The sequence below is a fragment of the Rhizobium sp. BE258 genome (assembly GCF_031457345.1).
In the GTDB taxonomy this organism is placed as follows: Bacteria; Pseudomonadota; Alphaproteobacteria; order Rhizobiales; family Rhizobiaceae; genus Rhizobium.
The window spans coordinates 386,249-405,105 of record NZ_JAVDWL010000006.1 but is presented as its reverse complement, the minus strand read 5'-3'; the positions used below and the strand labels follow the sequence as shown (position 1 = coordinate 405,105).

At 63.8% G+C, this 18,857-nt stretch carries 18 protein-coding genes and 1 riboswitch; of the genes, 9 read left to right on the top strand and 9 right to left on the bottom strand.

The features are described 5' to 3' along the window. The first annotated feature begins 1 nt into the window (after position 1). The 7 genes from J2X43_RS22500 to J2X43_RS22470 all read left to right on the top strand — a co-directional run bounded on the left by J2X43_RS22500 (position 2) and on the right by J2X43_RS22470 (position 7,462). Positions 2 to 1,051, top strand: a complete 1,050-nt coding sequence (locus J2X43_RS22500) for a LacI family DNA-binding transcriptional regulator (RefSeq protein WP_310297500.1) — start codon at positions 2 to 4, stop codon at positions 1,049 to 1,051. Beyond that, a complete protein-coding gene (locus tag J2X43_RS22495) occupies positions 1,048 to 2,067 on the top strand; it encodes an ABC transporter substrate-binding protein (RefSeq protein ID WP_310297496.1) in 1,020 nt (339 codons plus the stop codon). The genes J2X43_RS22500 and J2X43_RS22495 overlap by 4 nt, the downstream gene beginning before the upstream one ends. A gap of 64 nt (positions 2,068 to 2,131) precedes the next feature. Next, the gene (locus J2X43_RS22490; protein WP_310297493.1) at positions 2,132 to 2,959 is read left to right on the top strand and encodes an ABC transporter permease; all 828 of its coding nucleotides are present in this window, start codon (positions 2,132 to 2,134) and stop codon (positions 2,957 to 2,959) included. Then, positions 2,956 to 3,735: an ABC transporter permease gene (locus tag J2X43_RS22485; RefSeq protein WP_310297490.1), complete on the top strand. Its 780-nt coding sequence runs from the start codon at positions 2,956 to 2,958 to the stop codon at positions 3,733 to 3,735. The genes J2X43_RS22490 and J2X43_RS22485 overlap by 4 nt, the downstream gene beginning before the upstream one ends. Further along, complete coding sequence (locus J2X43_RS22480; RefSeq protein WP_310297488.1) at positions 3,728 to 4,750, top strand: ABC transporter ATP-binding protein; 1,023 nt, start codon at positions 3,728 to 3,730, stop codon at positions 4,748 to 4,750. The genes J2X43_RS22485 and J2X43_RS22480 overlap by 8 nt, the downstream gene beginning before the upstream one ends. A 4-nt stretch (positions 4,751 to 4,754) precedes the next feature. Continuing rightward, a complete protein-coding gene (locus J2X43_RS22475; RefSeq protein WP_310297486.1) occupies positions 4,755 to 5,675 on the top strand; it encodes a nucleoside hydrolase in 921 nt (306 codons plus the stop codon). After that, positions 5,672 to 7,462: an adenine deaminase C-terminal domain-containing protein gene (locus J2X43_RS22470; protein WP_310297483.1), complete on the top strand. Its 1,791-nt coding sequence runs from the start codon at positions 5,672 to 5,674 to the stop codon at positions 7,460 to 7,462. The genes J2X43_RS22475 and J2X43_RS22470 overlap by 4 nt, the downstream gene beginning before the upstream one ends. Positions 7,463 to 7,640: 178 nt before the next feature. On the opposite strand, the gene J2X43_RS22465 is transcribed toward J2X43_RS22470, so the two are convergent. The 6 genes from J2X43_RS22465 to J2X43_RS22440 form a co-directional block, all read right to left on the bottom strand. After that, positions 7,641 to 8,810, bottom strand: a complete 1,170-nt coding sequence (locus J2X43_RS22465; RefSeq protein ID WP_310297480.1) for a M20 aminoacylase family protein — start codon at positions 8,808 to 8,810, stop codon at positions 7,641 to 7,643. A 93-nt stretch (positions 8,811 to 8,903) separates the two neighbouring features. Next, the gene (locus J2X43_RS22460) at positions 8,904 to 10,409 is read right to left on the bottom strand and encodes a tripartite tricarboxylate transporter permease (protein ID WP_310297477.1); all 1,506 of its coding nucleotides are present in this window, start codon (positions 10,407 to 10,409) and stop codon (positions 8,904 to 8,906) included. A 10-nt stretch (positions 10,410 to 10,419) separates the two neighbouring features. Beyond that, positions 10,420 to 10,881 (bottom strand): tripartite tricarboxylate transporter TctB family protein, encoded by a 462-nt coding sequence (locus J2X43_RS22455; protein WP_310297474.1) that lies wholly within the window; start codon positions 10,879 to 10,881, stop codon positions 10,420 to 10,422. Positions 10,882 to 11,062: 181 nt separating this feature from the next. Continuing rightward, on the bottom strand, positions 11,063 to 12,046 hold the full coding sequence (locus tag J2X43_RS22450; protein WP_310297471.1) for a tripartite tricarboxylate transporter substrate-binding protein: 984 nt from the start codon (positions 12,044 to 12,046) through the stop codon (positions 11,063 to 11,065). 200 nt (positions 12,047 to 12,246) lie between these two features. Beyond that, positions 12,247 to 13,578 carry a sigma-54 dependent transcriptional regulator gene (locus tag J2X43_RS22445; RefSeq protein WP_310297468.1) on the bottom strand — a complete coding sequence of 444 codons (1,332 nt, stop codon included), beginning with the start codon at positions 13,576 to 13,578 and terminating at the stop codon, positions 12,247 to 12,249. After that, positions 13,575 to 15,368: a sensor histidine kinase gene (locus J2X43_RS22440; protein WP_310297465.1), complete on the bottom strand. Its 1,794-nt coding sequence runs from the start codon at positions 15,366 to 15,368 to the stop codon at positions 13,575 to 13,577. The genes J2X43_RS22445 and J2X43_RS22440 overlap by 4 nt, the downstream gene beginning before the upstream one ends. 212 nt (positions 15,369 to 15,580) lie before the next feature. Between J2X43_RS22440 and J2X43_RS22435 the strand changes: the two genes are divergently transcribed. Further along, positions 15,581 to 16,243 carry a sulfite oxidase-like oxidoreductase gene (locus tag J2X43_RS22435; protein ID WP_310297462.1) on the top strand — a complete coding sequence of 221 codons (663 nt, stop codon included), beginning with the start codon at positions 15,581 to 15,583 and terminating at the stop codon, positions 16,241 to 16,243. Here the strand turns inward: J2X43_RS22435 and J2X43_RS22430 are convergent. The 3 genes from J2X43_RS22430 to J2X43_RS22420 all read right to left on the bottom strand — a co-directional run bounded on the left by J2X43_RS22430 (position 16,228) and on the right by J2X43_RS22420 (position 17,968). Next, the gene (locus J2X43_RS22430) at positions 16,228 to 16,839 is read right to left on the bottom strand and encodes a hypothetical protein (RefSeq protein WP_310297459.1); all 612 of its coding nucleotides are present in this window, start codon (positions 16,837 to 16,839) and stop codon (positions 16,228 to 16,230) included. The genes J2X43_RS22435 and J2X43_RS22430 overlap by 16 nt on opposite strands. A gap of 169 nt (positions 16,840 to 17,008) precedes the next feature. Next, on the bottom strand, positions 17,009 to 17,746 hold the full coding sequence (locus J2X43_RS22425; protein WP_310297456.1) for a CbtA family protein: 738 nt from the start codon (positions 17,744 to 17,746) through the stop codon (positions 17,009 to 17,011). 12 nt (positions 17,747 to 17,758) lie between these two features. Then, complete coding sequence (locus J2X43_RS22420) at positions 17,759 to 17,968, bottom strand: CbtB-domain containing protein (protein ID WP_310297453.1); 210 nt, start codon at positions 17,966 to 17,968, stop codon at positions 17,759 to 17,761. A 25-nt stretch (positions 17,969 to 17,993) separates the two neighbouring features. Continuing rightward, positions 17,994 to 18,145: riboswitch (cobalamin riboswitch) on the bottom strand. Positions 18,146 to 18,174: 29 nt separating this feature from the next. Between J2X43_RS22420 and J2X43_RS22415 the strand changes: the two genes are divergently transcribed. Next, entirely contained in the window at positions 18,175 to 18,732 is a 558-nt protein-coding gene (locus J2X43_RS22415; RefSeq protein WP_310297450.1) for a histidine phosphatase family protein, read from the top strand. Positions 18,733 to 18,857 lie beyond the last annotated feature (125 nt).

The window sequence follows — 18,857 nt, the reverse complement described above, 5'->3', positions numbered from 1 at the left end:
CATGGCTTCGTCACGCCCGGGACCGAACTTGAGCAGAATAGCAACGTCGCTCGGCGTCTCCGTTGCGACCGTTTCAAATGCGCTTTCGGGCAAGGGCCGTGTTTCCGAACAGCTGGCGGAAAAGATCCGCGACCATGCCGCCGAGCTCGGTTACGTGCCGAGCCAGGCAGGCCGGGCACTGCGCACCGGCCGCAGCGGCGTTCTTGGCCTCGTGCTTCCGGATATTGCCAATCCGCTCTTCCCGAAAATCGCCCAGGCGATCGAATTCGCCGCCAAGTCCGCCGACTACGGCGTGCTTATCGCCGACTCGCGCGGTGACGTGACGGCGCAGACCGAGGCGATCAACCGCCTGATCGAACGCGGCGTCGATGGCATGGTCGTCGTCCCCCGCCGCGCCACCCGCATCTCCGCTTCCAGCTGTCCCGTCGCCGTGATCGACACGGCCTCAACCCCAGGCAACACGGTTGCCGCCGACCACTGGCAGGGCGGCCAGCAGATCGCCGCCCATCTGGCGGGTCTCGGCCACAAGCGCATCCTGATCATCGGCAACAATCCGGAATCGAACGTCCAGAACGATCGCGCCGGCGGCATTCGCTCCGGGCTCGCCAAGGGCATGAGCTCGGAAATGCTCTGGATCGAACGGCTCGAACAGACGGCCGGCGCCGGCTGCCGGCTGGGCCTCGCCAGGAAGGCTGCCGAAGGTTTTACCGCCTTCGCCGCCCTTTCCGACCTGCAAGCCCTTCGGGCACTGACCGAGCTGCAGCAGGAAGGCATCAATGTGCCCGCCGATGTCAGCGTCACCGGCTTCGACGACCTGATCTGGTCACCGGTCGTCACCCCGGCGCTGACCACGGCACGGATGGACATGGACAGGATCGCCGAGATCGCCATCTCGGCGCTGCTGAAGACCATTCTGGAAAGCGGCACCCGGGAGGGTGTCATCGTCACTGCGGAGACCGATCGCGTACCCATGCAATTGATCGTCCGCCAATCCTCCGGGCCAGCACGCCCGGCAAAAGAAAACCTGACAGATGGAGAACTCGCGACATGAAATCCCTCATCGCATCGGTAGCGCTCTTGGCGCTCTCCCCGCTGGCGGCAGCCGCGCAGGACCGCACGCTGACCATTTCCGTCTATGCCTTCGCACAGGACGACTTCAAGACGATCGTCTACGATCCCTTTGAAAAGCAGTGCGGCTGCAAGCTCGTCGTCGAAACCGGCAATAGCGTCGAGCGCATCGCCAAGATGGAAGCGAACAAGGCGAACCCCGTCATCGACATGGCCGTCGTCTCGATGGCCGACGCGCTCTCGGCCTCCCGCAAGGATCTGGTCGAGAAGATCGACACGTCGAAGCTCACCAATTTCGGCAAGCTTTACGACGTCGCCAAGGATCCGAACGGCGACGGCATGAGCGTCGGCTACACCTTCTACGCCACCTCGATCGCCTACCGCTCCGACAAGATGAAGATCGAGTCCTGGGCCGATCTGCTGAAGCCTGAATATGTCGGCCACGTCGCTTTCCCGAATGTCACCACCAATCAGGGACCGCCGGCACTCTTCATGCTCGGCAAGGCGATCGGCAAGGATACGCCTGATCTCAAGGGCGCGATCGCGGCCGTCGGCGAAAAGAAGGACGATATCGTCACCTTCTACGAAAAGTCCTCGCAGCTCGTGCAGCTGATGCAGCAGGAAGAGATCTGGGCCGCCCCTATCGGCCGCTTCTCCTGGGCAGGCTTCACCAAGCTCGACGTGCCCGTTGCCTGGGCAACCCCGAAGGAGGGCCAGACCGGCGGCATGAACGTCATGGTTCTCGCCAAGGGCTCGAAGAACCAGGACCTCGCCCTGCAGTTCATGGATTTCTGGCTCTCCACCGACATCCAGACCAAGCTTGCCGAAAAGCTCGTCGACAGCCCGGCCAACAAGGAGGTCAAGCTCTCCGAGGCCGCTGCCAACAACCTCACCTATGGCGAGGAAACGGCAAAGAGTCTGAAGCTCATCCCCTCTGCCGTGGCGCTCGATAATCGCGATGCCTGGCTGAAGGAATGGAACAGCACGGTCGGCCAGTAAGCCACAAATAACATCCGGTCCCGGCAAGCCCGGGACCGTTTCTTCCCTGCCCGAAAGGCTCCCGATGTTTCAGAACCGAGCAGAAGCTATGGCGCTTGCGCTGCCGGCCGCAATCTTTGCGGCCGTGGTCTTCCTGCTGCCCGTCGCCGTTCTGCTCTCCGAAGGTTTTCGCGCTGACGGCGCATGGACACTGTCGGCCTACACCGATTTCTTCTCCGAGCAGCTGAACCGCACCGTCTTTCTGCGCACCTTCCGGCTCGGCCTCGAAGTCACCGCCGTTTCGGCCGTCATCGGCTATGCCGCGGCCTTTGCCATCGTCAACCTGCCGCCCAAGGGCAAGGGCCGGATGATCGGTCTGGTCACCCTGCCGCTGATGATTTCGCCGGTGGCCCGCACCTACGCCTGGATCGTCATCCTCGGCCGCACCGGCATCATCAACCAGGCGATCACCGGTCTCGGCTTCAGCGACGAGCCGCTGCGGTTGCTCTTTACCGAAACCGCAGTTTTCATCGGCCTGCTGCAGCTCTTCCTGCCGCTGATGATTCTGTCGCTGATCAGCGCCCTGGAAAACATGCCGAAGGATGCGATCCCGGCCGCCCGGGTGCTCGGCGCCAACTGGTTCCAGGTGTTCTGGAAGGTCATCTTGCCGCTCACCAAGGAGGGCCTCGTGGTCGGCGGCACGCTCGTCTTCACCGGCTCGCTGACTGCCTACATCACTCCCGCCGTGCTCGGCGGCTCCAAGGTGCTGATGCTGGAGACCCTGCTCTACCAGCAGGTCTCCGTTTCCAACAATTTCGTCTCGGCCAGCGTCATCGCCTTCATGCTGATCGTCATGAGCTTCGCCGCCAACATTCTCTTGAAACGCCTAGCGACCGCGAGGAACAAGCGATGACCGCACGCCTCTTCCCGCCGCTCGTCCTGATCCTGCTGCTGACCTTCCTGATCGGCCCATTCCTGATCATCATCGCCGCCTCGCTCTCGGCCGGCGACACGCTGGCCTTCCCGCCGCAGGGCCTGTCGCTGAAATGGGTCGCCAAGGTCTTCACCATCGACAGTTTCCGCGAGAGCTTCGGCATGTCGATGTTCCTCGCCGTTTTCGGCACGCTCTCGGCGCTCATCCTCGGCATTCCCGCCGCCTACGCGCTGTCGCGCTACAAGCTGCCCTTCGGCGAAACCATTCGCACCATCGTTTCCCTGCCGATCATCGTGCCCGGCATCATCGTCGGCCTGGCGCTGCTGCGCTATCTGGTCGTGCCCTTCGGCTTCAACATCACGCTGGCGCTGTTCTTCGCCCATACCGCGCTGGTGCTGCCCTATGCCGTGCGTGTCGTCTCGGCGAGCCTCAACAACCTGCGCTCCGATATCGAGGAAGCCGCCGTTCTCTTGGGCTCGTCGCGATCGGGCGCCTTCTTCCGTGTCGTCATGCCGAATATCCGCGGCGGCATTCTCGCGGCCTTTATCCTCGGCTTCGTCACTAGCTTCAATCAGGTGCCAGTCTCGCTGTTCCTTTCCGGCCCCGGTGTCCGCACCCTGCCGATAGACATGCTGGGCTACATGGAAACCACCTACGATCCGTCGATCGCAGCCCTCTCCTCGCTGCTCGCCTTCCTGTCCATCGGCATCGTCTTCCTTGCCGAACGCTTCCTGGGATTCTCGCGTTATGTCTGATGCCTATCTTCAACTCGACAAGCTGACGCTGGCCTATGGCGATACGGTCGCGGTGAAGGACCTCGATCTTACGATCGAAAAGGGCGAGCTCGTCGCCCTGCTCGGCCCCTCCGGCTGCGGCAAGACGACGACGATGCGCTCGATCGCCGGCCTGCTGACGCCCGCCTCCGGCCGCATCAATCTCGATGGCGACGACATCACCCGCGTCTCGGCCAACAAGCGCAATGTCGGCCTCGTCTTCCAGTCCTACGCCCTTTTCCCGCATCTGACCGTCTACGAAAACGTCGCCTTCGGCCTGCGCCTCAAGGGCATATCCGGCCAGGATCTCGACAAGCGGGTCACCTCGGGCATCAAGTCGGTCGGCCTCGCAAACTTCGCTTCCCGCAAGCCCGCCGAACTCTCCGGCGGCCAGCAGCAGCGCGTGGCGCTCGCCCGCTCGATGGTGATGGAGCCGAAGGTGCTGCTGCTCGACGAGCCGCTCTCCAACCTCGACGCCCGGCTGCGTCTGGAAATGCGCGCCGAGCTGCAGCGCGTCCAAAAGGAAACCGGCGTGACGATGATCTTCGTCACCCATGATCAGGTCGAGGCGCTGGCCCTTGCCGACCGGATCGTCGTCATGCTGAACGGCGGGATCGAGCAGATCGGTACGCCTGAAGATATCTACAACAGGCCGGTCTCGGCCTTCGTCGCCGATTTCGTCGGCTTCGAGAATGTCTTCAAGCTCGAAGGCGGCAAGCTCGCAACGCCGAATGGTCCGGTCGATTTGCCGGCCCCTGCGCCTCAGGCTGCAGGGCTGGCCTGGCGGCCGCGCACGGTCATCCTTGGTTCCGGTCCTTTCCAGGGAACCGTGCGCGGCACCTCCTTCGCCGGGAATACCCGGGAGTACCTGCTCGACACGCCGCTCGGGCCGATCAAGGCGGAGGTCGATGCAAGCCTCCCTGCCCATGCGATCAGCACCGCCCTCTCCTTCGACCTTCCGCTTGCTGCAGCCGCAAGCCTTTCGCGCTTCGGGTGACATGATGGGAATTTGGATCGATACCGACATGGGCTTCGACGACATCGCCGCCATTCTGGTGGTGAAGCAGTCGGGCCTCGAAATATCAGGCGTCTCGCTGGCCTTCGGCAACACGCCGCTGCCGCAGGTGAAGGTGAATGCCGCGGGCGCCGCACAGGCCTTCGGCTGGACCTTCCCCATCCATAGCGGCAGGGCCAATCCGGTGATCGGCAAGATCGAGACCGCCCAGGCAATCCTCGGCGACACAGGCATCCCGACGGCGGGCCGCACGCTGCCGCAAGGCCCGGCGCTGCCGGATAGCGATGCGTTCACCGCACTCTGCCGCTGGCTCGAAACAGATGGACCGCATCGCATCCTGGCCTTGGGACCGCTGACCAATATCGCAGCGCTGGCACTCGCCCGGCCCGATCTCGCCGCCCGCATCACCGAACTGACCTGGATGGGCGGCGGCGTCACCATCGGCAATCATACCGCTTCTGCCGAGTTCAACGCCCTTGCAGACCCCGAGGCCTTGGCGATTGTCATCAGCCACGGCCTGGCGCTGAAGATGGTCGATCTCGATCTCTGCCGCAAAGTCCTTGCTAGACCCGACGATATCGTCCCGATCCGTTCCGCCGGCGGCGCCAATGCCGAACTGATCGCTGACATGCTGGCCGGCTATGTCGATATCGGCGTCAGCCGCGGTCGCGCCGCCATGGCGATCTACGATCCCTCTGCCGCAGTTGCTTTCGTGGCCCCTGAACTGGTCACCTTCCGCGCCGCTCGCATCGATGTCGAGCTCGCCGGCCAGTTCACCCGCGGTCGCACCGTCGTCGAGACCCGCACCACCCACGCAGCACCCAATGCCGAATTCGCCGTCGAGATCGACGCCGAAGCCGCCCGCGCCATGATCCTCGGCGCGCTGGCGAGCGAGGCCGGAAAATGAGCCATCCGCTCCGCCAGGAACCCGCCGATCTCAACGACCCGCAGCTGCACGCCCGCGCTGTCGCCGCCGCCCGCGGCGATGCGCCCTTCGACATTCTCATAACCGGCGGCAAACTGCTCGATGCCGTCACCGGCCTGATCCGCGAGGCGGATATCGGCCTCACAGGCCCGTTGATTTCTAGCGTCCATGCGCCGGGAAGCCGCAGCGATGCCGCCGAGATCGTCGATGCCTCGGGCGCGATCGTCACCCCCGGCCTGATCGACACGCATATGCATGTCGAAAGCTCGATGGTGACACCGGCCGAATATGTCCGGGCCGTGCTGCCGCGCGGCGTGACGACAATCCTCTGGGACCCGCATGAATTCGGCAATGTCCACGGCCTCGACGGCGTCCGCTGGGCGATCGAGGCCTCCGCGGGCCTGCCGCTCCGCATGATCCTGCTCGCCCCATCCTGCGTGCCCTCCGCACCCGGCCTGGAACGCGCCGGGGCTGATTTCGATGCCTCCGTCATCACCGAAATGCTCCGTTCGCCCGCCATCGGCGGCGTCGCCGAGGTGATGAACATGCGCGGCGTCATCGACGGCGATCCGCGCATGACCGAGATCGTCAATGCCGGTCTCGCCTCCGGCAAGCTCGTCTGCGGCCATGCCCGCGGGCTGGAGGGCGCCGATCTCAATGCCTTTATGGCCGCAGGCATCACCTCCGACCACGAACTGACCTCCGGCGCGGACCTGTTGCAGAAGTTGGCGGCAGGCATGACAATCGAGCTGCGCGGTTCGCACGACCACCTGCTTGCCGAATTTGTCGAAGCCTTGCACACCATCGGCCACCTGCCGCAGACGGTGACGCTGTGCACCGATGACGTCTTCCCCGACGAACTGCTCGATGGTGGCGGCCTCGACGACGTGATCCGTCGCCTGGTGCGCTACGGCATGCGCCCGGAATGGGCGCTCCGCGCCGCGACCTTCAATGCGGCCCAGCGGCTGAGACGCACAGATCTCGGCCTGATCGCCGCCGGACGTCGCGCCGATATTGTGCTCTTCGATGATCTGACCGACTTCCGGGCGCGACGGGTGATCGCTAATGGCCGTACCATTGCGCAGGATGGCGTCATGACAGCGGCGCTGAAGCCGCTCGACACGACGCCACTCACCAATTCCGTCAAACTCTCTCCGCTTGGCGAAGACGACTTCAAGGTCCGCTCCGAAGGCGCCCGTGTGCGCGTCGCCACCATCGACCGTCCGCGCTTCACCCAATGGGCCGAGGCTGAAACGTCAGTCGAAAACGGTTTCGTCGTCCCGCCCGCAGGCAGCACGATGATCTCGGTCGCCCATCGCCACGGGCTCACCGATCCACATCCGCGCACCGGCTTCCTCACCGGCTGGGGCGAATGGCGCGGCGCCTTTTGCACCACCGTTTCGCATGACAGCCACAACCTGACGGTCTTCGGCGGCAACACTGCGGATATGGCGGCGGCGGCGAATGCGGTGATCGCAGCAGGCGGCGGCATGGCCGTTGCGAAGGATGGCGTCATCCTGGCGCTGCTGCCGCTACCGCTCTCGGGTCTCGTCACCGAAGCCCCGCTTGCCGAGACGGCGCAGGGGTTTCGCGATATCCGTCAGGCGATGGAAGAGATCGTCACCTGGCAGCCGCCCTACCTCGTCTTCAAGGCCTGCTTCGGTGCGACGCTTGCCTGTAACATCGGCCCGCATCAGACGGATATGGGGATTGCCGATGTGCTGACCGGGAAGGTGCTGGAGACGCCGGTGGTGGAGATATTGTCCTAAGGATCGCTTGGAGGGCGTGGCCCCCTCATCCGCCCTTCGGGCACCTTCTCCCCGTTGGGGAGAAGGGAAGTCGCATCGTTGTGCCACCAAAAAATTAAGGCGAGGCGTTGCCACACCTCCCTTCTCCCCAGCGGGGAGAAGGTGCCCGGAGGGCGGATGAGGGGGCTCCGGGCGCGGTCTAAGCCACCAACTCCCACTCCACCAGCTTCACCCAATAAGCCGCGCCAAACCCAAGCGCCCCATCATTGAAATCATAAGCCGTATTGTGGTGCAGCGCCCCGTCCACAGCCGGGCCGTTCCCGAGCCAGACATAACACCCCGGCGCATTCTGCCCGAAAAATGCAAAGTCATCCCCCGCTGTCGACGGCGGAAAGCTGGTGCGGACCTTCGCCCCGAACACTTCGCCCGCAGCACCCAGCGCCCGCGCCGTCGCATCGGCGTTATTGACGACAGGCGGAATGCGCCGTTCGAATTGATAGTCCGCAGCAATCCCGAACATCTGCGTCGTCCCATGCGCCAACCGGCCGATCTCTTCTTCCAGCTGATCGCGCACCTCCGGGGAATAGGCCCGCGCCGTGCCGCCGATCTCGACGATATCGGGGATGACGTTCAGCGCCTTCGGATCACCCGCCTGCAGCGAACAGGCGCTGACGACCGCCGGCTGCAGCGGATCGACGACGCGGCCAACGATGGTCTGCAGCGAAGCGAGAAACGTGCCGGCGGCAGTGATCGGGTCGCGGCCGAGATGCGGCTTGGCGCCGTGCGTGCCGATGCCGCGGAAGGTGACGCGCCAGCTGTCGGATGAGGCAAGCTGCGGCCCCTCGACGACGGCGATCTCATCGGTGTCGAGACCGGGCATATTGTGCAGGCCGTAGACGGCATCGCAGGGGAAGAGATCGAACAGTCCCTCCTCGACCATGCGTTTTGCGCCGCCCCGGCCCTCTTCGGCCGGCTGGAAGATGAAATGCACCGTACCGGAAAAGCCCTTGGTCTCCGCGAGATACCGGGCGGCGCCGAGCAGCATCGCCGTATGCCCGTCATGACCGCAGGCATGCATCTTGCCTGGCACCGTCGATTTGTAGGGGCGATCGGCGATCTCCGGCATTGCCAGCGCGTCCATATCGGCGCGCAAGCCGATGCTGCGCGTGCCGTTGCCGACCTGCAGCGTGCCGACGACACCCGTTACCCCCAGCCCGCGATGCACCTTGATGCCCGCCTCCTCCAGCAGTTTCGCGATGATATCGCTGGTGCGCTCTTCTTCGAAGCCGAGCTCCGGATGGGCGTGCAGATCGCGGCGAAGCGAGGCGAGAAAGGGCAGATCGTCGATGATCCCTGCGGGAATGGTCATGAGCCGGGATGTCCTTGCATGCGAAAACGGGCGCCAGACCGGCGCCCGCTTCATGGATCCTTTGTTCAACAAAGGAGCGGTGAGTTCAACCCCTCACGTTTCCTCGACGAACACCTCTTCGCGCTTCTTCTTGACGCTCGGCAGGAAGACGATGATCAGCACGCCGAGCGCGATGGCGAGCAGCACGGCGCTGATCGGACGCGTGACGAAGGTCGTCGGATCGCCGCGTGACAGGATCATCGCCCGCCGCAGGTTTTCTTCCAGCAGCGGCCCGAGCACGAAGCCGAGCAGCAGCGGCGCCGGCTCGCAGCGCAGCTTCGCCAGCACGTAGCCGATCAGGCCGAAGAAGGCGACGGCATAGAGGTCGTAGACATTGGCGTTGACGCTGTAGACCCCGATCGAGCAGAAGGCCATGATGACGGGGAAGAGCACATAGTAGGGCACCGTCAGCAGCTTCACCCAGAGACCGATCAGCGGCAGGTTGAGGATGACGAGCATCAGGTTGCCGATCCACATCGAGGCGATGATGCCCCAGAACAGCGCCGGCTGTTCGGTCGCGACGTTCGGACCTGGGACGATCCCCTGGATGATCATCGCGCCGACCATAAGCGCCATGACCGGGTTGGCCGGAATGCCGAGCGTCAAGAGCGGGATGAACGAGGTCTGAGCGCCCGCATTGTTCGCCGACTCGGGACCGGCGACACCCGCCACCGCTCCGTGGCCGAATTCTTCCGGGTTCTTCGACGTGCGCTTCTCCACCGTATAGGAGGCGAAGGACGCGAGAATGGCACCGCCGCCGGGCAGGATGCCGAGTGCCGAGCCGATCGCCGTGCCACGGATGACAGGCGCGATCATCTGCTTGAACTCGCTCTTCGACGGCAGCAATCCGGAGACTTTCGCCATCAGCACCGTCCGGGTCTTCTCGCCTTCGAGATTGCGCAGGATTTCGGCGATGCCGAAGACGCCGACCGCGAGCGCCACGAAGTTCAGCCCATCGGCATATTCGCGGATGCCAAGGGTGAAGCGCGGCGTCCCGGTATAGATATCGGTGCCGACGAGCCCGAGCAGCAGACCGAGCGCCACCATCGCCAGCGCCTTGATGATCGAGCCATGCGCCAGCGCGATCGACGACACCAGACCGACGATCATCAGCGAGAAATATTCGGGCGCGCCGAATTTTAGCGCGATCTCCGTCAGCGGCGGCGCGAAGATGGCGACGAGGAAGGTCGAGACCGTTCCGGCGAAGAACGAGCCGAGTGCGGCGATCGCCAGTGCTGCCCCCGCCCTGCCCTTGCGGGCCATCTGATAGCCGTCGATCGCCGTCACCGCCGAGGATGACTCGCCCGGCATGTTGATCAGGATCGCCGTCGTGGAGCCGCCATACTGCGCGCCGTAATAGATGCCGGCGAGCATGATCAGCGAAGAGACCGGCTCCAGCTGGAAGGTGATCGGCAAGAGCATGGCGATCGTCGCCGTGGCGCCGATGCCGGGCAGCACGCCGATCAGCGTGCCCAGGAGAACGCCGATCAGGCAGAAGAGCAGGTTAGCCGGCGTTGCCGCCGTGGCGAAACCGAGGGCGAGATTGTTGAAAAGTTCCATGTCTCTCTCCTCAGAACCTGGTCCACGGACCGAAGCGTTCGAACGGCAGGCCGAGGCCATAGCTGAACACCGCGACCGAGAAGACCGTGAGCCCCAGCGACAGGATCAGCGCGTAGAAGACATTCATCTTCTCCGACGCGAAACAGGCGATGAAGGCCGTGAGAAACAGCGAGGGCGCAAAGCCCAGCCCACGAACCGTCAGGCCGAAGATGACAGGCGCCGGCAGAATGAAGAGCATGCCGCGCCAGGCAAATGGGTCGATCGGCTCGCCCTCGACGCGCAGCGCCTGGAAGAACACGATAGCGCCGAGGATGACGAGCACCCCTGAGAGCACCAGCGGAAAATAGCCCGGCCCCATGCGCAACGCCGTGCCGAGTTCCAGCGTGAAGGACTGATAGGCGAAGAACGCGCCGGTCGCGACGAGCAGCGCGCCGCAGATCGCATTGGTGGTGTCGAATGTGACAGATTTCATGGTGTCTCCGTGGGGTTGGAGAGAACTGTGGGTGGAGCCCCCTCATCCCCGGCGCAACGCGTTGCGCCTGAAACTGCGGGCACCTTCTCCCCGCTGGGGAGAAGGAAAACCGCGTCCCCTCTCCCCAGCGGGGAGAGGGCTAGGGTGAGGGGGCCACAAGCTCCGGGCTTGCGACGGCCACTCAGTCGGCGTATTCGCCGGCCGCTTCGATCACCGGCTTCCAGCGGGTGATTTCGCTCTCGAGCTTTGCCTTCAGCGCCGCAGGCGTCGCATCGGCGTCCGGCGACGGCACGGTGCCGAGTTCGGCGAAGCGGGCAGCGACGTTGCTGTCCTTCAGCGCCACCTGCAGTGCCTTCGACAGACGCTCGTTGACGTCGGCAGGCGTGCCCTTCGGCGTGTAGATGCCGTGCCAGATACCGACTTCGAAGCCCGGCAGGCCGCCTTCGACAGCGGTCGGAACGTCCTTCAGGACATCGAGGCGCTTCGGCGAGGTCACGGCATAGGCCTTGATCGTGCCACCCTGGATCTGCTTGGTGGTGTTGGTGGTCTGGTCGCACATGATATCGACCTGGCCGCCGAGAAGATCGGTCATCGCAGGGCCGGTACCCTTGTAGGGAACCGTCGTCAGCGGTGTCTGGATGGCACTCATGAACATCATGCCGCAGAGATGCGAGGCTGCACCGATACCGGCATTGGCGTAGGTCACCTTGTCCTTGTTCGCCTTGACATATTCGACGAGGCCCTTGAGATCGGCCGGTTCGAAATCCTTGCGGGCGACGATCGTCATCGGCACGTCGGTGACGAGACCGACATAATCGAAGGCGTTGAGCGTGTCATAAGCGAGCTTGCGGTAGAGCGTGGCGGACGTCGCCATGCCGATATGGTGGAGCAGGATGGTGTAACCATCAGCATCGGCCGACGCGACGCGTCCGGCGCCGAGCGTACCGCCGGCGCCGCCGACATTTTCGACGACGATCTGCTGTCCCAAATCCTTCGACATGGATTCGGCAACGAGGCGCGCGACGGTATCCGTCGGGCCGCCGGCCGCGAACGGCACGACCATGGTGATGGTGCGTTCAGGATAGCCCTGTGCGGATGCACCGGCAGCGAAAAGAGAGACGGCGGCAGCGGCCGTCATGCCAAGCATGGCCTTGAAGAGTTTCATCGTTTTCCTCCCTGATGAAAACAGGCTGCCAGCGGCGCTTCCCGTGCGCGGCTGGAATGGCGGCCATTAACAGGAGGTAAACGGGCCCCGGCAATCGTCAGGCGCCACCGTCAGACAGAGATTTCGCCTGCGTGCGCTGCACCATGGGTCGATTTGGAAACAAAGGCCGAAGACGATGGGTGGAAATCCACCCATCTTGGCTATTCGGAAACGAGCATCTTCTTGTCGAGCCCGTATTTCTGCATCTTTTCGTACAGCGTCTTGCGTGAAATCTGCAGCGACTCATAGACCGGTTTGAGACTTCCACCATGCGCGACCAGCGCCGTTGCAATCACCCCGCGCTCGAATTCGGCGACGCGATCGGCAAGCCCGGACACCTCGCCATTCGGCCGTTCGCCGCCATCGAGGCCGAGGACCAGGCGGTCTGCCGCGTTACGAAGCTCGCGCACATTGCCCGGCCAGTCGCGCTGGGCCATATCGGAGATCAGGTCAGGGGAAACCGGCAGATCGTCGCGCCCATAGCGCGCCGCCGCCTCTCGTACCAACTGGAGAAACAGCAGCGGAATATCAGCGCGCCGCTGCGTCAGCGCCGGCACATGCAGGGTCGCGACATTCAGCCGGTAGAAGAGATCGGCGCGGAAGCGGCCGGCGGCGACTTCGGCTTCCAGATCGACCTTGCTGGTGGCGATGAAGCGGACGTCGAGCGGCACGATCTCGTTGGAGCCGAGCCGCGAGATCACCCGCTCCTGCAGCACTCTCAGAAACTTCGCCTGCAGATCGAAAGGCATCGAGCCGATCTCGTCGAGCAGGATTGTACCGCCGCGGCCGTGCTCGAACTTGCCGTAGCGCGGACGCACGGCGCCGGGAAAGGCGCCCGCCTCATGGCCGAACAGCTCGCTTTCGATCAGGTTTGCGGGAAGTGCGGCGCAGTTGATGGCGATGAAAGGGCGGCTGGCCCGGGCGCTGATATCGTGCAGCGCCCGGGCCACCACTTCCTTGCCTGCTCCCGTCTCGCCGACAATGAGCGTATCGGCATCGCTCGCTCCGATCGCCCGGATGCGGTAGCGCAGATCGACCATCACCTGCGTCCGTCCCGGCAGCCGTGACTCGATATCATCGCGCTTTCCGGCGACGGCCTTCAGCAGCCGGTTTTCGAGGACAAGACTGCGGCGCTCGAGGGCGCGCTTGATGACACCGGCCAGCATCTGCGGCGTGAACGGCTTCTCGATGAAATCATAGGCGCCCTCGCGCATCGCCTTCACCGCCAGCTGCACATCGCCGTGGCCGGTGACGAGGATCACAGGCACTTCCGCATCGATCTCGCGGATGCGGTTCATCAGCGTCATGCCATCGGTGCCGGGCATGCGGATATCGCTGACGACGACGCCGGGGAAGCTGTAGCCGATCAGCTCGAGCACATGGTCGGCGTTCGAAAAGGTCTCGACGTTGAAGCCCGAAAGCTCCAGCGCTTGCGCCGTCGAACGGCGCAGCTCCTCCTCGTCGTCCACGAGCAGGATCTTCTGTTCGTTCATTCCGCAGCCTCCGGCATGGCGCCCGCCGCCGATTGCAGTTCGATGCGGAATTCGGCCCCGCCATCGGGGTGGTTCGCAACAGTCAGGCTGCCGCCGAAATCCTTGATGATGTTGTAGGAGATGGAAAGACCGAGCCCCAGCCCCTTGCCGACGCCCTTGGTGGTGAAGAACGGATCGAAGATGCGCTCGGCAATCGCGGCCGGCACGCCGGGCCCGAAGTCGCGCACTGTCAGCACCACCTTGTCGGCATACTCGAAGGCGCTGACCTCGATCCGCCGGTCGTTCAGGCCCTCCACCGCATCAGCCGCATTCGAGATGACATTGACCAGCACCTGCTGCAGACGCACGGAACCCGCCCGGACGACCGGCGGATGCAGGCCAAGATCGAGCTGCAGATCGGCATCGGCCGCCTTCAGCCGCCAGGCGACGATCTCCAGCGTATCGCGTATCGCCTCGTCGAGCGGCACCGGACCCAGCTTCTCGTTCGGCTTACGGGCAAAATTGCGAAGATGCTTGCTGATCGCCGCCATCCGGTCGATCAGCCCGCCGATACGGCGGATATTGTCCTGCGCCTCGGTGTTTCTTCCGCGGTCGAGCAGCACGGCGGCGCTATCCGTATAGGTCTTGGCAGCCGCCAGGGGCTGATTGAATTCATGCGAGAGTGCCGCCGACATCTGGCCGAGCCCGGCGAGCTTGCCCGCCTGGATGAGATCGGCCTGCGTCTGCCGCAGCTGCTGCTCCGTCAGGCGCCGCTCGGCGATCTCTTCCTCGATGCGGCTGTTGACCCGGGCGAGATCGGCGGTGCGCTCCTCGACGCGCCGTTCCAGCTGGTTGCGGGCGTCGGCCTGAAGCTGCATGCGTTCATTGAGCCGCATCCGGCGCTGGCGCAGAACGGCAAAGGCGAGACCGGCAATGCAGAGCATCAGGAAACCGGCGACCAGCGCCGTGCGCGCCTGCGCCCGGACGGAGCCGGTATCGAGCAGAACGTTCACCGTCCAGTCTTCCGCCTCCATGTACTGCGAGAGAACCAGATATTCCTTCTGCGCCCCCTCCTCGATCATCGTCATCAGATCATGCTCTGCGAACCGGCTGCGGCCCAGCGGCAATGCGGTCAGCGCCGCGTTGGCATAGCGCCGGGACGCCTCGGTCCGCTGCATGCGATCCGCCGTCAGCGGCAGGATGCTGTTGTACAGCCAGGCCGGCTTGCCGGACATGAAGATGATGCCTTCAGGATCGGAGACGAAGATGCGGTATTCGCCGCTGGTCCAGGAAGACTCGATCATGTCGATATCCACCTTGAAGACGATGACGCCGCGAATGTCGTCGCCGCCCCTGATCGGCGATCCGAAATAATAACCGCGCTTCAGCGAGGTCGTCCCCAGCGCGTAGAACCGCGACTGCTTGCCCGAAATCGCCTCCTGGAAATACGGGCGATAGCTGAAATTCTCGCCGACGAAGCTTCCGGGCATATCGAAATTGCTGGCGGCGATCGTCTCGCCGTCGGGCTTGATCACATAGATGTCTGAGGACTTGAGGAGATGGTTGATCTCCTTGAGATAGAGGTTCGCGGCGTCGCGCAGATCCTTGTCACCGGGATGCGTGACCAGTTCCTTGATATCGTCGTGATCGGCAATCAACGCCGGCAGTGCCTCGTAGCGGTTCAGGTGACCGCTGAGGGCGGAGACGGCCAGCCTCAGCGCCGTCCCCGCCTGCGCCGAGGCCTCGCCCATATAGGCGCGCGTCGCCAGCGATCCGCCATAATAGAAGAAGGCGAAAACGACGAAAGGCACTGAAAACAGCGCAAATATAAGCCTATGCCTCTGAGACAGCGGCGGCTCCTCCCATTTTGCCTCCCTCCCCAGGAAGGCAACCCCGACCGACCGATTGTACTGACCGGCGCCGCGAATTCCAAGAGGCCAGCGGCATGGCCAAGGCGATCACCCTGCCCTTGACACTCCGGGCCCGGAATTGTCCTATCGGCCGACTGTGATGGGAGACCGCGATGACCGACGAACAGGCGCCTGTTGACAGCAAGCTCACCACGTCCAAACGCCGCTGGGCCGCGGAAGGCAAGTTCCTCACCGGCCGCATCTCCCGCCCGGAGACCGAGCGTTTGCCGCCCGGCCAGCATCTGGTGAAGAACTGGCCGGTGCTCGATCTCGGCGAACAGCCGGCGATATCGCTGGATGATTGGAAGCTCGAGGTGCGCGGTCTCGTAGAGACACCGCTTGCGCTGACATGGCCTGATTTCCAGTCGATGCAGCAGAGCACCCATGTCAGCGACATCCATTGCGTGACGACATGGTCGCGCTACGACAACCGCTGGGAAGGCGTTTCGACCCGCGATCTGCTGGACGCCGCCATGCCGAAGGCCGAAGCCGGCTACGTCATGCTGACGAGCTATGACGGCTACACCACCAATCTGCCGCTGGCGGATTTCGCCGCCGAAGATGCGATCCTGGCGACCGCCTGGGAGGGGCAGCCGCTGACGCTTGATCACGGCGGCCCGATGCGGCTGGTCGTGCCGCATCTCTATTTCTGGAAGAGCGCCAAATGGCTGCGCCGCATCGACCTGATGCCGTCAGACAGGGCGGGCTTCTGGGAAATGAACGGCTATCACATGCTCGGCGACCCCTGGCGCGAGCAGCGCTACACCGAAGACTGAACCCGCAGCAGCCTGCGGCCGGCGAAGAAGACGCCAAAGATCACCGCGAAGAAACCGGTCAGCGACGCCATGCTCGCGGTATGCAGCGGAATTTCGCTCCAGCGCGGCTTGATGACATCGGCAGTATTGAAAGCCTCGCCGCTGAAACGGCAGGTGATCAGCGACAGGCCGCGGCGCACCATGTCGGCATCGGCATCCGTAATGATCGCAGTCGCCGCCTCGCTCTCGCGCGGCATATCCCGCAGCGATAGCAGCACCGCCTTGGTAGCGGCAAGATAGGCATGGGCGCACTCGTTGAACGGACTTTCCTCATCCGTGACGCTGCCGGGCATCCGCCCCCACAGACAGTAGGAATACTGGATCTGCGCATAGTTCAGCACCCGGCGGAACGGCTCGTTCGTATCGGTGGCGCGGGACGCGAGCGCGATGATCCGATCGCGGTAGTCAGCCATGACGGCCATTTCGCCGTGGGAAATTTCGGGAACGGAAATGCCGCTATGGTTTTCCGACGCGGTGCGGCTGTGGGCCATGGCTCCGCCGGTCAGCAGCGCGAGCGCAGCTACAGAGATCGCCGAACGAAGAAGCAGCCGTTTCATCGCAGACCTTACCAATCCCTCATTCCTGTGCTTGTCACAGGAATCCAGTGCGTCCATGTCCATGGACGCGGGAAACTAGAGTCATTCACCGCGCCGACGCGCGGTGGCTAGATTCCTGTGACGAGCACAGGAATGAGGGAGAGTGCGGAACACCTCCCTCACCAACCTCTCACCGAAACGCCGGACGGCCAACCGGGGACCGCGTTTCCAGCCGCTTCTCGGCCAGAAAGCCGAAGACCACCGCAAGCACCGACCACAGGATCACGTGCATGCCGAGCGACGTCGTGCGGAAGCTCCAGAGCACCGCTGCCGAATAGTTTTCCGGCACCTCGTTGATCGGCGGCAGCAGATACTGCACGGCGCCGATGAAGACGATATAGGCGATGCCGGCGATGATCGAACCGTTCCAGATTCCGAAGCGGACAGCCAGATTGCGGGCAAATGCCACGGCGGCAACCAGCGCCCCAACCGAGACGACGATCATCAGGAAGAACAACTCGGTGCGAACGCCGATCGTATCCGGATTGCCGACAGCCGGCGGATTGGCCGGGTACTTGATGCCGGGCACGAGGATGATGGCGACGAAAGCTGCCAGCGCGATGACGGCAGCCGTGCCGCGGGCGCTGAGCTTGCTGAAGCGGCCATGCACGAAGGCGAAGGCAAGAGCAAAGAGGCCGCCGACGGCGATGCCGTAAGCCATTACCCCGGTGAAGAGGCCGATGCCGGCCTGCGTGGCGCGGCTGACGATTTCGGGTTCGGCGGCTTCGCCGGCAGCCGTGGCTGCGGCTTCCTCGAAGGCGATCGCCTGGTCGACCAGCGGCTCACCGAAGGTATGGGCGAAGGCAAACACCAGGATGCTAGCAACCGCCCCCGCGATCATCCCACGGAGAAGAAGATTTCCAACCATGTCTGTCGTCCTTTAGTGGCAGGGGAAGCCGAGAAGGTGGCGGCCGTCATGCACGAATTCGTGGACGTAGCCGCCGGAGAACAGCGCCATGGCGCCCTCTTCCGTGCCGACGAAATAGATGGCGATGATCATCAGCAGGCCGCCGAAGATCGCCCATGGCAGGATTTCGCCTAGCGGGATTGGCGCCGGTGCTGCGACGGGCGCGAAAGTGGTGTCAGACATGTATTCCTCCTGGAATGACGCGTTCAGTCGAAAGAGTGTTGGCGGCAAGGTCTGACTTCCAGCCTGCTCTCGCATCCTGGTCACAGTGGCGCGACCGCGCCGGATTTCCACCGGCTTCCAAACCCGCAACATGCCCGTTATATCTCTAGGCTGAGAACTGTCAACGAAACTTCATTTGCCATCCACGGCAAGCCGGAGGCTCACCTGTGCATACCCGGCTGACCTGGATCTGCCACGGCCCGACCAGCGCCAACCGCGAAGGCCGCTTCCCTCTGAACGAGCCACTGGAACAGAGCGCCGTTGTGGAAACCGCAGCGTTGACGGAGAGGCTTCGGCACGCCGATCGGAGCGCAAGCAGCCCTGCCCTGGCAGGATTGCAGACGGCCGAAATCTTGAGCCTTGCCGCCACCGGCGATCCCAGGCTCGCCGATCCTGACTACGGTCGCTGGAAGGGACGCTCACTTGCCGATCTGCAGGCAAAGGAACCCGACGCCCTGGTTCAATGGATGACGGACCCGCAATCGGCGCCGCATGGCGGAGAAAGTCTCGCCAAACTTCAGTCTCGCGTCATCGGCTGGATGGAAGAACAGCAGAGCCTCGACGGGCACATGATCGCAATCGCCAATGCCGCGGTGATCCGGGCCGCCGTTCTCCATGTGCTGAACGCGCCGCTCGCCTCGTTCTGGCTGACGGATATCGAACCGCTTGCCATCCTGCGCATGAGCCATGACGGCCGCCGCTGGGCGCTGCGCTTCGGCCGCTAAGGCGACCATTCCCAACGCGAAATTTAGATAAGCCTTACGCAAGCAAGTTGCGCGATACCTATTGAACCCGGCTTGCCGGGCGCTAAGTCCTTGCCCCGGGGAGACCAGCCATGACGTATGATTGG